At 75.2% G+C, this 14,741-nt stretch carries 8 protein-coding genes; 3 read left to right on the forward strand and 5 right to left on the reverse strand.

The genetic code is table 11. The features are described from left to right. Nucleotides 1-72 precede the first annotated feature (72 nt). The 3 genes from ACFVWY_RS19500 (at nt 73) to lanKC (ending at nt 4,483) form a co-directional block, all read left to right on the forward strand. On the forward strand, nt 73-231 hold the full coding sequence (locus tag ACFVWY_RS19500) for a hypothetical protein (RefSeq protein WP_389873748.1): 159 nt from the start codon (nt 73-75) through the stop codon (nt 229-231). A gap of 338 nt (nt 232-569) precedes the next feature. After that, nucleotides 570-1,847, forward strand: a complete 1,278-nt coding sequence (locus tag ACFVWY_RS19505) for an MFS transporter (RefSeq protein ID WP_389873751.1) — start codon at nt 570-572, stop codon at nt 1,845-1,847. A 62-nt stretch (nt 1,848-1,909) separates the two neighbouring features. Next, nucleotides 1,910-4,483, forward strand: coding sequence for a class III lanthionine synthetase LanKC (lanKC, locus tag ACFVWY_RS19510; RefSeq protein ID WP_389873753.1), 2,574 nt, complete (start codon nt 1,910-1,912; stop codon nt 4,481-4,483). 88 nt (nt 4,484-4,571) lie between these two features. Here the strand turns inward: lanKC and ACFVWY_RS19515 are convergent, their stop codons facing one another. From ACFVWY_RS19515 to ACFVWY_RS19535, 5 genes are all read right to left on the reverse strand, one after another. Next, nucleotides 4,572-5,339 carry a hypothetical protein gene (locus ACFVWY_RS19515; RefSeq protein WP_389873756.1) on the reverse strand — a complete coding sequence of 256 codons (768 nt, stop codon included), beginning with the start codon at nt 5,337-5,339 and terminating at the stop codon, nt 4,572-4,574. Nucleotides 5,340-5,734: 395 nt separating this feature from the next. After that, nucleotides 5,735-7,594, reverse strand: a complete 1,860-nt coding sequence (locus ACFVWY_RS19520) for a BTAD domain-containing putative transcriptional regulator (protein WP_389873758.1) — start codon at nt 7,592-7,594, stop codon at nt 5,735-5,737. Between the two features lie 633 nt (nt 7,595-8,227). Further along, on the reverse strand, nt 8,228-11,155 hold the full coding sequence (locus ACFVWY_RS19525) for an AAA family ATPase (RefSeq protein ID WP_389873760.1): 2,928 nt from the start codon (nt 11,153-11,155) through the stop codon (nt 8,228-8,230). A gap of 83 nt (nt 11,156-11,238) precedes the next feature. Next, entirely contained in the window at nt 11,239-11,427 is a 189-nt protein-coding gene (locus tag ACFVWY_RS19530) for a hypothetical protein (RefSeq protein WP_389873763.1), read from the reverse strand. Between the two features lie 85 nt (nt 11,428-11,512). Beyond that, nucleotides 11,513-14,545, reverse strand: a complete 3,033-nt coding sequence (locus ACFVWY_RS19535; RefSeq protein WP_389873765.1) for a type 2 lanthipeptide synthetase LanM family protein — start codon at nt 14,543-14,545, stop codon at nt 11,513-11,515. Between the last annotated feature and the right edge of the window lie 196 nt (nt 14,546-14,741).

Genomic DNA, 14,741 nt, shown 5'->3' on the forward strand with positions numbered 1-14,741 from the left:
CCCGCCGGCCGCTACCGGAAGAACCGGGGACTCCCCGGAACGGCCGGGACATCCGAGTGGACGGAGACCACCATGTCCGAGAACACCCAGCCCGCCGCCGACGACAACAACGAGACCCCCGAGGTCGAGGCCCACAGCTCCGTTCTGGACCTCCAGGAGACCGCGGGCGTCGTCGGCCGCGAGATCGACGGCTCCTGCGTCAGCACCGTCAGCCTCGTGCTGGAGAACTGAGGCCCGACGACCGGACCGAGGCGCCACCCGGGGACCGTCGCGTTCCCCCCGTGTGGCGCCCCGGTCGGCCGGACCGGGGCGGCCCCGTGACGACGGGGACCGCCCCGCCCCCCGCTTTCCTTCCTTTTTCCTTCCTTCGGCCGAGAGCGGCTCCGGACCGGTCGGGCCGCTCCGCCCCATCGAACTGCTCCGGGAGACCTGTCGGGCTGCCCTCGACCTACCTCCCGGCCCCCGACTCGTCGCCCCGGCCCGCCTCACCCCGACCTGTCCCTCACCCCCCGCCCCGACCCCGAACCCGGCCCAACGAGCCGTCCGTGACCCATCGACGGGAGTTCCACGTGGCCACATCGCTCCGAACCAACCGGGACTTCCGACTGCTGTGGATGAGCGGCCTGTTCGCCGTGCTCGGCACCCAGATGACCGCGCTGGCCCTGCCGCTCCTCGTCCTGCGCGAGACCGGCTCGCCCGTGCAGGCCGGTGCGATCGGCACCGTGTCCGTCGTCGCGGTCCTGCTCACCATGCTCCCCGGCGGCGTCCTGGCCGACCGGGTCGAGCGCCGCAGGCTGATGCGGCTGTGCGACCTCGGCAGCTTCTGCGTGGTCGGCGCCCTGGTCGTGGCCGTGTGGACCGGGCACGCCCCGCTTCCCCTGGTGCTGCTGGTCGCGGGCGCGGGCGCCGTCATCGGCAGCGTCTACGGGCCCGCCGTCTTCGGGCTGATGCGCAGCGTCGTACCCCCCGACGACATGGGGACCGCGACCGCCCGGCTCCAGGCCCGTACCTCCACCGCCCGGCTGGTGGGGCCGCTCGCCGGGGGCGCCCTGTTCGGGGTGCACCCCGTCCTGCCGTTCCTCGCCGAGGCCGTCGGACTGCTGCTGTCCACCCTCTGCGTGGCCCTGGTCCGCACCCGGTCCCGGTCGAAGACCCGGGCGGGCTCCGCGTTCAGCCGGGCCGAAATGACCGCCGGGCTCTCCTTCCTGTGGCGGCAGCCCTACCTGCGGACCGTGCTGCTCGTCTTCGGGCTCGGCATGAACTTCGCGTTCGGCGCCCTCACGTTCACCGCGCTCACCGTCTTCTCCGGCGGCGGCCGGTCCGGGCTCGGCGGCGGCACCGTCGTCACCCTCACCTCGGTCGGCGCCCTCACCGGTGCGCTCCTCGCCCCCCGGCTGCGCCCCGAACGCCACCCCTGGGCGCTGATCGCCGCCACCTGCTGGCTCTGCGTGGCGACCGCCGCCGCCCTGGCCTGGATCGCGATCCCGCTGCTCGCCGGGCTGCTCTGCGCCGCCTGCATGTGCCTGGCCACGGTCGCCAGCGTCGGCTTCCTCTCCACCCTGCTGGTCGTCACCCCCGACGACCGGGTCGGCAGGGTGCAGAGCGCCGCCGGGTTCCTCTCCTCCCTGGTCCAGCCGTTCGGCCCGCTGGCCGGGGGCGCGCTCCTCACCACCCTCGGCGTCCGGGGCGCCTTCTGGACGATCGCCGCCGTCCTCGCCGTTTCCGCCGCGACCGTCACGCTCGCCCCGTCCGCCCGGTCGGGCGCGGCCCCGCCGCCGGAGCCGCCCGCACCGGACGCGGCGCAGGCCCCCGCGGACCGTACCGAGGCGGCCCGCCCCACCCCCTGACCGCGCGTACGCCCGCGCGTACGTCCGCGAGCGCGCCCACGAGCCACCCCCGGAGGTATGCCGTGCCCGGCATCCAGGAGACCCAGCTGTACTGCCTCGCCGACCGCCGCTACTACGAGACCCCGGCCCGGCTCCCCGACGAGGACACCCGCTACCCGCTCGACCGCGCCGAACCCCCCGCCGGGTGGCGGCGCGGCAGCGGCGGGCTGTGGAGCGCCCTGCACCCCGAGAACGACCGGCTCCCCGAACAGGGCTGGAAGATCCACGTCTCCACCGTCCCCGAGGAAGCCGGGCGCACCCTCGCCGACACCGCCCGGATCTGCCTGGAGCAGGGCGTGGCGTTCAAGTTCCTGCGCAGCGAACGTGCCCTGCGGCTGATGTCGGCGAAGTACATGAACCGGTCCGGGGCGGGCAAGTTCCTCACCCTCTACCCCCAGGACGAGGCCGCCTTCCTGCGCCTGCTCGACGCCCTGACCCGGGCCCTGGACGGGCGCCGCGGACCGTACATCCTCAGCGACCTGCGGATCGGCGCCGCCCCCGTCTACGTACGCTACGGCGCCTTCCGCGAGCTCTGGTGCCGGGACGCCGACGGGGAACGGGTCCGCGCCATGCGCCATCCCTCCGGCGAACTCGTCCCCGACACCCGGGGGGTGGTGTTCCGGCTGCCCGGCTGGGTGACCGTCCCCGCCGAACTGCGTCCCCACCTCGCCGCCCACGCCGCCGCCCGCGACGACGGCTTCCCGTACACCGTCACCAAGGCGCTCCAGTTCTCCAACGCGGGCGGCATCTACCTCGCCGAACACCGCACCACCGGGCAGCGCGTGGTGCTCCGCGAGGCCCGGCCGCTGTGCGGACTCGACCCCGCCGGGGACGACGCCGTCACCCGGCTGCACCGCGAGCACCGGGCCCTCACCCGGCTCGCCGGACTCGACTGCGTACCCGAGGTGTACGGCGTCCGCACGGTCTGGGAGCACCACTTCCTCATCGAGGAGCACATCGAGGGCACCACCCTGTTCGACGCGATCGTCGAACGCTTCCCGCTGGTACGCGGCGAACGCACCCGCGCCGAACTCGACGCCTACGCCGCGTGGGCCCGGTCCGTCACGGACCGGCTCGCCGAGGCCCTGGACCGCGTCCACGCCCGCGGACTGCGGTTCGCCGACGTGCACCCCGCCAACATCATCCTGCGCCCCGACGGCCGCCTGGTCCTGATCGACTTCGAGTACGCCACCGACCTCGACGACCCGGACACCCCGCTCGCCGGTGCCCCCGGCCTCCAGGCCCCGTACGGCACCGAGGGCGCCGCGGCGGACGACTACGCGCTCTGGGCGATCTGGCTGCACCTCCTGATGCCGCTCATGGAGGTCACCGACCACGACCGGGGCAAGACCCTCACCATCGAACGCTGGGCCCGCGCCCGCTACCGCCTCGGCCCCGACGAGGGCCCGCCCCGCCCCGCGGCGCTCCGCCACGGGCTCCCCGAGGACAGCGGCGAGGCGACGGTCGACGCACTGCTGCGCGGCCCGGCACCCGACTGGCCGGCCCTGCGCGAAGCGCTCCTCGCGGGCATCCGCGCCGGGGCCACCCCGGACCGCACCGACCGGCTCTTCCCCGGCGACCCGGCGGGCTTCACCACCGGAGGCGTCTGCGCCGCGTACGGTGCGGCCGGGGTGCTGTACGCCCTCGACCGCGTCGGCGCCCCGGTCCCCGACGCGTACACCGACTGGCTGGCCCGCACGGCCGCGCGCCGCGCCCCGGACACCCCCGGCGGACTCTTCGACGGGCTGCCCGGCGTCGCCCTCGTCCTGGCCAGGCTCGGCCGCCGCGAGGAGGGCCGCGCCCTCCTCGACCGCGCCCTGCACGCTCCCGCCTCGCCCTCCGCCGACCTGTTCACCGGCACGGCGGGCACGGCCCTGGCCGCCCTGCGCCTGGCCACCGACGGCCCCGGAGCACCCGACGCGGAACTCCTGGAGCACGCCCTGCGGACCGCCTGGGAACTCGACTCGCTGGTCCGCGACGGCGCCGGGCCCGACGGCCCGTCCGCCCCGCACTCCGCGGGGCTGCTGACCGGGCTCTGCGGGGCCGCGCTGCTCCACCTCGAACTGCACGCGCGAACCGGCGAGGACTGGCTGCTGAGCGCCGCCGGGGCGGCCCTCGCCCGGGAGGCCGGACACTGTGTGGCCATGCCGGGCGGCAGCGTCCAAGTACGGGACGGGCAGCGTCACTTCCTCTACCTGGACCAGGGCAGCGGCGGCGTCGCCCTGGTCGCCCAGCGCTACCTGGCCCTCCGGGAGGACCCGGCACTGGAAGCGTTGCTGCCGGGCGTCGCACAGGGCTGCGTCCTGGAGTTCATCCGCGAACCGGGACTCTTCAGGGGCCGCACCGGCCTGGTCGCCACCGCCCACCAGCTCACCGGCGACGCCCACGGCCCCGGTCCCGAGGTGCTGGACTCGATCCGCAACCTCTCCTGGCACCTGGTCGCCGAACAGGACCGCCTCCTGGTCCCGGGCTCCCGCCTGCGCCGCTTCTCCGCCGACCTCGCGACCGGCGCGGCGGGCGTCCTGCTCGGCCTGCACACCGTCTTCGCCGCCCCGTCCGAACGCCCCGACCTGCTGGACGCGCTGACACTGGGATGACGGGCGGGGCATTCCCGGACCCGTTCACCATGGGACGGGTCCGGGCACGGCGCGGTGCTGCGGAACGCCCGGCCGCGCCGGTCTTTCTTCAGGAGCCGGGCAGTCCGAGGAGGGCGAGCAGTTGCTGGCTGGCCTGGAATCCACTGCCCACGGTCCGCAGGAACCTCTGAATCCTGCCGACCGCCGCGTCGCGGGCCTCGGCGTTCCCGGTGGCGAGGGCCGATTCCAGGTTCTCCGCGTGGCTCTCGGCAGTGTCCGCCTCCACCGGTGTGGCGTGGGCGGCCTCTTCGCGGAGCCGCTGTGCCAGCTGCTGGTGGATGTCCCGCACCTCGTCCTGACGGGTCTGGTGCATCGAGGCGTTGCCGGTGCCGCCGAAGACCGCGTTGATGTTGTTGTCGCCCTGTTCCGAATTCTGGGTGAGGCTGATGTGCGGAGCATTGGCCCTGCGGCCGGAATTCGCCATGTTCTCCCTCACTCCCGCTGATGTCGCCCGGTACCGGTACGGATTGAAGGGATGGCTGGCGGTGACCAGTTGGTGGGCCAGCCCCAGACCGGAGAGGCGCCCCATGAGCTGGTGCACGTCCCCGGCGTTCCACCCGCGCCGGGCGAAGTAGTCGCCCATGTCCACGAACACTTCGGGCGTGCTGCCGCTCAGGACGCACAGGTGGTCCAGGGCTTCGAGAGCCAGCACATCCTGATGCCCCGGTGAGATGGTCGGGGGCGGCAGTGCCGCGAGGAACTCGGTCTCACGCTGGGCGTGCGCCGTGTAGGTGCGACGCCTGCTCCGGGACGTCACGGCGAGGAGGAACACCGCGCCGACCAGCAGAACCAAGGGGAGCAGGGTAACGACGTTCACAGGTGCGGCCTCCGTCACGGACTTGGTGCACGGGACGTGGGACGGATGATACCGCCGAAGGCATGAACCCGGAGGTATGAACAAGGCGGTGATCCCTTCAACCGCAAGGGACGAAGGGGCTATTGCCCGGAAGCCGGTCCGCGCGAGTCCCAGAGCGCCGCCGGCCCGTCCACCGCGGCTCCTCGTCCGTGGCGTGGACGGTGGCGATTGCGGGTTCGGCGAGAGGCGGACGGTCCAGTCGCGCGTTCGCCCACGACGACGCGCCGCCCGGCGGGGCGGCGCTGTTCGCGGCCGTGGGCGTCGCCCGTGCCCGTGCTGCCCGGAGGACCGGCCCTTGCGCGACGGGGCTCACGCGGGACGCGACCGCGCGCCCGGCACGGGCACGGGCGGACGGGCTACGGGTGCGTGCCGACCGGCACGGGCGCGCACTCGCGGGCGTACAGGCCGATCAGGCGCGGCAGTTCGTACAGCACGCAGTGCGCGGTGACCTCGCCGCTGGGGGAGGACACCGCACCGGCGTCGATCAGCGACTCCACCGCCCGCAGCGCCTGCCGCTCCCCGCAGCCGAGCGCCGCCATCGCCTCCGGCAGGGTGAACGGCCCCTCGCGGACGGCGGAGGCCAGCAGGGCCAGCGCCCGGCCGCTCCCTGGCGACAGGTCCTGCCAGCCGGAGGCCAGTCGGGCGCGCACCGAGATGTCACCCGCCACCAGCTCGTCCAGCACCCCTGCCGGATCGGCCAGCCGTTCCGCGTACTCGGCCAGCGGCAGATGGCGCAGCACCGCCAGCCGCATCCCGCTCACCCGGACCGCCAGCGGGAGCAGCCCGCAGGCGTCGGCGATCCGCAGCGCGGCGGCCCGGTCCAGCCCCACCCGCCCCGGCCCGATCAGCCGCCCCAGCAGCGCCAGCGCCTCGGCCGGGGCCAGCGGCGGCAGCGCGATCCGGTGCACCGGCGCGAGCCCGGCCAGCTGTCCCCGCGCGGTCAGCACGAACGAACTGCCCCCGGTGCCCGGCAGCAGGGCCCGTACCGCCGACTCGTCCGGTACGTCGTCGAGCACGACCAGCGCGCGGCGCGCGGCCAGCCAGTGGAACCAGTGCTCCGCGTCGGTCATCGGCTCCGCCGGGTCCGGGCCGCCGGTCAGCCGGGCCAGCTCGCCGACGATCTCCCCGGCGGGGCGCACCGCCCCCCGTTCGTCGCGGAGCCGGACATGGACGCGGCCGTCCGGGAACCGTTCCGCCAGCAGATGCGCCGCCCGCACCGCGAGCGCCGTCTTCCCCGTCCCGGCGGCCCCGGTGACAGCGACGACCCGGCCACCCTCCGGACCCAGGACGTCCAGGAGTTCCCGCAGCTGTTCGCCCCGGCCGGTGAAGTCGGACACCTCGGCGGGCAGGACGGCCCGCAGTACGGGGGAGCGGCGGGCCGGGGGCGTGTTCCCCGCCCGGTCCGGGGCGCTCCGGCCGGTCAGCATCGCCCGGTGCCGGGCGGCGATGGCGGCTCCCGGCTCCAGGCCCAGCTCCCGGGCCAGCAGCTGGCGGTAGTCGTCGTACACGGCGAGTGCCTCGGCCCGGCGGCCGGTCCGGTGCAGGGCGTCCATCCACGCGGCCCGGACGCGTTCGCGCGAGGGGTGCCGTTCGGCGAGGTCCCGCAACCCGTCCACCACGGCGGAGGCCCGCCCCAGCGCGATCTCCGTCTCGGCCCAGTCCTCGTGCACGGTCAGACAGCGGGCCTCCAGCCGCTCCGCCTCCGCGGCCACCTCCGGCGAGTCGCGCAGGTCGTGCAGCGGCGGGCCCTGCCACAGGTCCAGCGCCCGGCGCAGCAGGCCGGCCGCGGCGCGCTGATCGCCGTCGTCGGCGGCCCGGCGGGCCGCCGCGGCCAGCGACCGGAAGAGCAGGCTGTCCAGCTCGTCCTCGCCGACCCGCAGCAGATAGCCGCCGCAGGAGTGCGCCAGCCGTTCCGCGCCCCGGCCGTCCGGCCCCGCGGGGCACCACGCGCCGAGCAGCGTCCGGGCGGAACTGACGTACACCTGGAGGTTCTTGCGCGCGGTGCGCGGCGGATCGTCCGGCCACACCGCGTCGGTGAGCACATCCACCGGAACCGGTGTGTTCGGCCGGCTCAGCAGCATGGCGAGGACCAGCCGCTGCTTGCGCGGCCCGAGCGCCAGCGGCCGCCCGTCCCGTCGGCCGGAGAGCGGACCGAGGACCGACAGGCTCAGCGCACCGGCCGACGGGGCGCGGGTAGGGACGGGGGTTCGGGGCATGGGCGGACCTCCGAAGAACCGGGGCGGGCACACAGGCTGCCGACCGTACTCCTGGATGGTCCGCCGTCGCGGGCGGTCCCCGCATCGGTGCCGGACCCGCATCTTCCGTAGCGGCACCCGCCCAAATCCGCCCCACACCCCCATGTTGCGCCCGCACACCCCCACAACGGCGCGCTCGCCCCGGATCCCGTCGTCCGGATCACGCCGGGCTCACGCGCCCGGATCCCGCGTGCTCCAGAACCCGCGTGCCCCGGTCCCGGTCCCGCGCGTCCCGGGCTTGAGCGCCCCGGGCTTGCGGGTTCCGGGCTTGCGGGTTCCGGGCTCGCGTCCCGGGCTTGAGCGCCCTGGTCCCGCGCGTCCCGGGCTTTGCGTCCCGGGCTTACGGGTTCCGGTCCCGCGTGCCCCGGTCCCGCGCGTCTCGGGCTTGAGCGCCCCGGTCCCGGGCTCGCGTCCCGGGCTTGCGTGCCCCGGTCCCGCGCCGGGCCGCCTCGTCGTCACTCGCCATGGCGAAGCCACAGCCTCGCCACACTTCCCTCCTCCGCCTCGCGCTCGCACGCACCGGACCCTGCCCCGCCCCGTCCGGACCCGCCCCGTCCGGCCTCCGGCCGGACGACGGCAGCGTGAACACAGTGCCTAGTCGCGTTCGGCCGCGCACTCGGCGGAGAACTCGCAGAGCGACGCCCGGTCGGCGCGGCCCGTCTTGCTCAGCAGGCTCGCCATGTGCTTCTCCACCGTGCGCGGCGAGATCGACAGCCGCCGCGCGATCTGCTGGTTTCCCGGCCGCTCCGCCAGCAGCACGAAGACTTCGTACTCGCGCGGTGTCACCCCGTTCGTCCGCAGCAGCGCCGGGATGCGGTCCCAGCCGCCCCGGTGCTGGCCCACGCTGGCCCCCGCCTGCCGCAGCGCCGCCCGGCAGGCCGCGGCGACGGGCTGGATGCCCGCACCGTAGAAGTACTCCTCCGACGCCCGCAGCCAGCTCACCGGCTCGCCCCAGCCCTCGGTCAGCGCCGCCCCGGCGACCAGCCGCAGCCCCAGATGGCGGGCGAGCGGGAAGGCGGCGGCCTCGTCGAACGCCGCCCCGACCACCCGCACGGCCAGGTCCGTGTCACCCGCCCGGCCGTGCAGGACGCCCTCGGCCAGCCGCAGGAACAACTGGTTCCAGGCCAGATCCGCGCCGGGGCTCGCCAGGATCGCGTTCAGCTCCGCCCGGCCGCCCAGTCCGCCGCACCTCTCGATGATCCGCAGCAGCGGACGCAGACCGTAACGCCCGCTCAGGTAGAAGAAGCTGGGATGCTCACGCTCCCAGGCCAGTGAGGTGTCCAGCGCTTTCAGCGCACCGGCGCGGTCCTCTTCCAGCAGCGCCGCGAAGGTCCGGCACAGCCCCAGCTGCAGCGGCACGAGCAAGGACTCCTCGCCGCCTGCCCGGCGGAACCGGACCATCGCCCGGTCCAGGTCCCGTCTTCGGCCCCGGTGCGCGGCGAGCGCCGCCGAGGAGAGCAGCAGATAGCGGTGCGCCCCCAGATTGCGGACCCGGGCACTGGCCGCCACCGACCGCTCGATGATCGCGTGCGCCCCGTCCCATTCGCCCCGCATCACCGCGTTCATGGCGAGCAGCCCGTCCACGGTCTGCGTCGGCACCAGCGCGCCCAGCGACTGGGCGGCGGTGCGGGCCGTCTCCAGCCGGGCCGGGTCGCCGGTCCGCATGAACGTGTTGGCGCCGAGCCGGACCAGCGCCTCCACCCGCCACACCGGCAGGGCGTGCTGCTCGGAGACCGCGAGCATCCGCTCCAGGCACGCGTCGGCCTCGTCGAAGCCGCGCTCCCGGGCCAGCAGCGCCAGCAACTGCCAGGCCTGGCAGGCCACCACGGGCAGGCTCCGCTCCTCCGCGACGGCGGCGGCCCGGCGCGCGGCCTCCTGCGCACGCTCCTGCCGCTCGTCACCCGCCCGGCCGGGCAGCAGCGCCAGGTGCCCCTCCACCACGTCGAGCGCCGCCTCCAGTTCGGGCCGGACGGCCGCCCCGAGCATGCTCCGCGCGCTGCGGATCTGCCCGGCCGCCTCGTCCACCCGCTCCGCCATCACCGCCGCCCAGGCGATCCGTATGTGGGCCTCGCCGCGCTGCTCGGCGGCGTCGGAGCGCGGCGGCACCGGGGGCAGCTCCGCGGTCAGCGCCAGCGCCGTGTCCAGCTCACCGGCCTCCGCGTGGGCGACCGCGAGGGACTCCGTGATGCCCCGCAGATCGCTCTCGTGGGCGAGCGAGCGGGCCCGCTCCAGCAGGGTCACCGCCGAGCCGGACGCGCCCGCCGCCAGCATCCGCCGCCCGGCCCCGGCGAACTGGCGCGCGGCACCGTGCCGGTCGCCCCCGGCCAGTTGCAGCGTCGCCATCAACTGCCGCTGCTCGTCGCCGAGCTGGCTCTCCACCCCGGCCAGGGACAGGGCCGCGCGGCGGGCCGTCGCCGCCCGCTCCGCCGGGGCCAGCGACGCGACCAGCGCCTCGGCGGTCAGCGCGTGCCGGAAGGTGTAGCGGTCGGGGTCCGCCCCGTCGGGGGCGATGATGTTCGCCTCCACGGCGGAGCGCAGATGGCTGAAGAGCGTACGGTCGTCGAAGCCGGTGACGATCTGGAGCACGGTGACCGAGAACCGGTTGCCCAGCGTCGCCGCGCACAGCAGCAGCTCGCGCACCGGCTCGTCGAACCGGTCCAGCCGCCGCGACCAGCTGCGCACCACCCCGGTCGGCACCGACGCGTCCGGGTTGACGTGCTCCTCCCACCGGTCGCCGGTCCGGCGCAGCTGCCCCGAGTCCAGCAGATCGGCGAGCAGCACCTCCACCAGGTACGGGTTGCCGCCCGCCCGCCCCGCCAGCCGTTCGTGGGTGGCCTGCGGCACCTCGTCCGGGGCGGCCTCCAGACACGAGGCGGCCATCTCCCGTACGTCCGCGGCACCGAGCGGCGCCAGCTCCCGCACCGTGGCGACCTGCCGCTGCTCCGCCGAGCGCACCAGGTCGAGTGCGACACCGGGCTCCGGGCGCAACGTCCCCAGCAGCAGCACCGGCAGGTCCGCCACGTTGTCGATGACGTACTCCACCACCGCGATGGTCTCGGTGTCGGAGTCGTGCAGATCCTCCAGCAGGATCACGCAGCCGTGCTCCTGGCCGAGCACCGACAGCAGCCGCAGCAGCGCCTCGGCCAGCTCGACCACCGTCTCCGGATAGCCGGGCGCGGACCCCTGGCGCCACTCCGGCACCAGCCGGGCCAGCGCCGGACGGTACGGGTCCAGCTCCGGATCGGTGGGCGTTCCGGCCGCCCGGAACCGCGACGACAACGCCTCGATCAGCGGGCGGAACGGCACCACCAGACCCGTCGACGTGGCCCGCCCGCGCAGCACCGGCATGCCCCGCTCGTACGCCCGGTAGGCGCACTCGCCTGCCAGCCGGGACTTTCCGATGCCTGCCTCCCCGACGAACAGGACGGCCCGGCCCGAACCCCGCGACGCGGAGTCCAGGGCGTTGCTCAACAGGCCGGTCTCAGCGACACGCCCGACAATCACCGACGAAGTGGCACGCATGGACGCAGGCTACTTGAGCGACTGACCACCGGTCAGCGCGCCAAATCGCTTGATCTCAAACGAGATTGGCCGGATTTCTGGTTTCAGTTCCAGGTCATCGTGGTCCACGGCAGGTCCCCGGTGTTCTCGCCGACGGTGTCGGTGGAGCCGAGGATTCTGCTCCGCAGCCCGAGCCTGCCGCCCGCACCCAGGGCGATCCCGCCGACGGGGTGCTCGTCGCGGGAGTGGTCGAACTCGCTGGCGCGCAGGGCGGTGGCTTCGGTGGTCTGCATGGTCTGCCTCTTCTCGTGTTCGCTTGTTCTCGTGGGAGGTTGTTTGTTGCGTGAGGTGGTACGGAGGAGGTGAGGGAGAGACGGTCTACGGCCCGCCGAGCAGCAGCACCGACGGAACCTGGTCGGGGAACCCCGCCCGCAGCAGCCCGTGCCCGATACCCGCGAGCCCGGTCAGCAGCCCCGGATGCGGTACCTGTCCGGGTGTTCCGCAGCGTGGCTCGGTACGGTCGGCCGCCGCGAGCAGCGCTCCGGCCCGCTCCACCCAGCGGGTGCGGGCCCCCGCCGGTTCGCCCAGGCGCAGCAGTTCGAGGACGCCGAGCTCGCCGTGGCACAGGCTGTCGTCCGGTGGCGGCTCGGCCCCCGCGATGTCCGCCGCGGCCCGGTGAGCCCAGCCGGACAGCTCCGGGTCGGCTCGGGCCGCCGGGCTGTCCAGCACGGCCAGCGCCACACCCGTCCGGCCCCGGCACCAGGAGACGCCCCGGTCCGCGGCGCCGGTCGCGGCCCGCAAAGCGGCGAGCCCCGAAGCGCGGTACGCCTCGCCGCCGCCCGCCTCGGCGAACCGCAGCAGCGCCCAGCCGATCCCGGCGGACCCGTCGGTGAAGCCGGGCGCCCCGGGCAGCGGCGCCTCGTGCAGCGCCCCGGCACAGCGTTCCGCAGCCCGCCACACATCGTCCCGGCCGGTGACCCGGTACCCGGTGACCAGCGTGGCCAGCCCGCCGGCCGTGCCCGCGCGCACCCCGCGCTCCCGTTCCGCGACGGCCGCCGCTCCGGTGAGCCGCAGTGCGGGTGCCACCAGTCCGGCCAGACGCGGATCGTCCAGGATGTCCGAGACCTGGGCCAGCGCGTAGGCGATCCCGCCCAGTCCGGCGAAGGCGCCCGAGCCCACCGGGCCCAGGTCGTCCGGGCGGGCGTGCAGGCTGTCCAGCAGTCCGGCGAGCGGTGCGAGCGCGGACCGGGCGGCGGATGCGTACCGGTCGGCCCCGGTCAGCGCGGCGAGCTGGGCGAGGAAGCACGCCGTACCGGTGTAGCCGCCCGCCAGGTCGGCGGCCATCGGCGCCAGCCGCCAGTACCGCTCGTCGAGCAGCTCCAGGCCGATCCAGTTCAGCCGGGCCGGTCCCAGATAGCCCTGGGACACCAGCTCGTCACCGACCGACCGGGCCGCCGCGAGCAGTTGCTCCGGCTCTGGGGCGGTCGCGGCGGTACGGGCACGGCGTGGTCCGGGACGCGAGGCGTGTGCGGGCTCGCGCGAGGTGGTCACCATCGCGGCCCGGATGATCCGCTCCTGGTCGTGCCGGTCCACGGTGTCCATCGCCGCCAGCTTCGTGCGGACCAGGTCGAGGCCGGTGCGGACGAGGGTGCCGGGGAGCAGCCGGCCGTTCCCGCTCCACAGGTCGGTGCGCTCGGGCAGGGCGGTGAACAGCGGGACGTCACCCGCCCACAGCTGGGCGACCTCCTCGTCCAGGAGGCCGGGCAGCGAGGCGGAGCCCAGGGTGTCGGTGCCGAGCAGCGTGAGCACCTGGTGCCGTTCGGCGGCGTCCTTCATCAGGTCCGGGTGCGTCGACTCGTCCAGGAGCGAGGCGTAGATCCAGGTGGGGCGCGCCACCACCCGTACCTCGTCATGGGCGAACCGGTCCAGCAGGCCGCCGGTGCGCAGCAGTTCGGCGCGGGCTTCCATGAGCGCCGTGTATCCGGCGCGGAATCCGGCGCACAGGGCGCGGGTGTAGGCGGACGGGTCGGCGGCCGTGCCGGTCAGCCGGGGCCGGTTCGCCGAGCCGCCGAACCTCGCCGCCCGGCGCACCAGCCGCATCCGGTCCGTCCCCGCGTCGGCCCAGTCCACGCCGCGCACCGGGGATTCGGCCGCCTGTCCGCCACCGATCCCGGACATGTCGAGCGCCGACTCGTCCCCGACGAGCAGCTGTGGCAGCAGCCCCACCCGGTGCACCGAACCGTGCAGGGCGCGGGCCGCCGGATCGTCCGAGGCCGCGGCGAGCAACGGCGGGTGGAACAGCGTCTCGACGTCGACGAGTACGGGATACTCGCCGTCCGCGATCAGGTTCTCGTGGTGCAGGTCGGTGCCGTCCAGTACGTGCAGCAGGGCCAGCAGCGCGCCCTGGCGCCGGTAGAAGGACTCGACCTGGCGGGCCGTGCGGCAGGGCCGTTCCGCGACGAACTCCACCCAGCCGTACGGGCCCCGGTCCAGCAGGGCCAGGGTGCGCAGCCCGGGGCTGCCGGGCAGGGTGTTGAACCACTGGACCAGCTCGTTGAAGTGCCGGTGGGCGGCGAGCGGACGGGGCTTGTAGACGAGCCGGGCACCGTTCTCGAACCGGAGCAGCATCACGGTCCGCCCGCCCCGGTGGCCGTCCCCGGCGCCGGGCTCGACACCCACCAGCCTGCTCTCCCCGGCCGAAGCGCCCCGGGGGTCGCGGACGCCGGGCAGCGTGGACCGGTCGGTGGCGTACCGGACCAGCATCTCGGTGAGCGCGGCGGCGGCGTCGAGCGCGGTACGGGCCAGGATGCGGGCCAGCACGGGGTACGCGGCGCAGAGCGCGGCCAGCCCGGACCGGGCGCCGGTGAGCCGAAGGAAGTCGGCGTACCGCTCCTCGGGGCCGTGCCCGGTCAGCCGTCCCTCGCGGCGCGCCGTGTGCAGCTCCAGGACCAGGGTCCGGGCGGCCTGACGGGCCAGCCGCCGTGAGAGGTGGCGTTCGAAGTCAGCGTGCACGGTGTCCAGATCGGCCCACCGGTCCAGCCGCTGGGGCAGCCCGTGCCGCGCTCGTCGCGCCGCGCAGGCGGTGAACGGGGCCAGGACGTACTCGAAGCCGCGCAGCCCCGGCAGGTCCTTCCGGTCACCGATCGCCGCCCGCTCGGGCGCGGCGGCGACCATTTCCTCGACGAACACCGCCCAGTCCGGGGCCTGTTCGGGGCGCGTGCCCTCCGCTGGCCCGTCCTCCGTCAGCGCGGGCCGCCACCACGGGCCGTCGGCCGGGGGGAGCCCGTCCGTCACCGGCCGCTCGGCCTCCAGCAGGCCGACCGCGTCGGCGGAGGGGCCCGCTGTCGCGGCCGGACGTGCCGCGGAAGTGACACCCGGCCGCTCGCCGCCACCCGTCTGGATCTTCGCCATCGCACCTCCTCGGTCCGGCGCCGGCACTACCGGTCCGCCACGCCCCATCCTTCCGGCGGCGGCCTTGGCGGGCATGGGTGCAACACCCCCATCTTTCCGCCCGCGCCCTCGCGGGCCCAGGGGCCCTTGAACGCCTGCCCGCCGGTCCCGCAGACTGACGGTCCCACAGACCGGTGGGCGCCGTGGGTCGTACAAC

Source organism: Streptomyces sp. NPDC058195 (assembly GCF_042883525.1).
GTDB lineage: Bacteria > Actinomycetota > Actinomycetes > Streptomycetales > Streptomycetaceae > Streptomyces.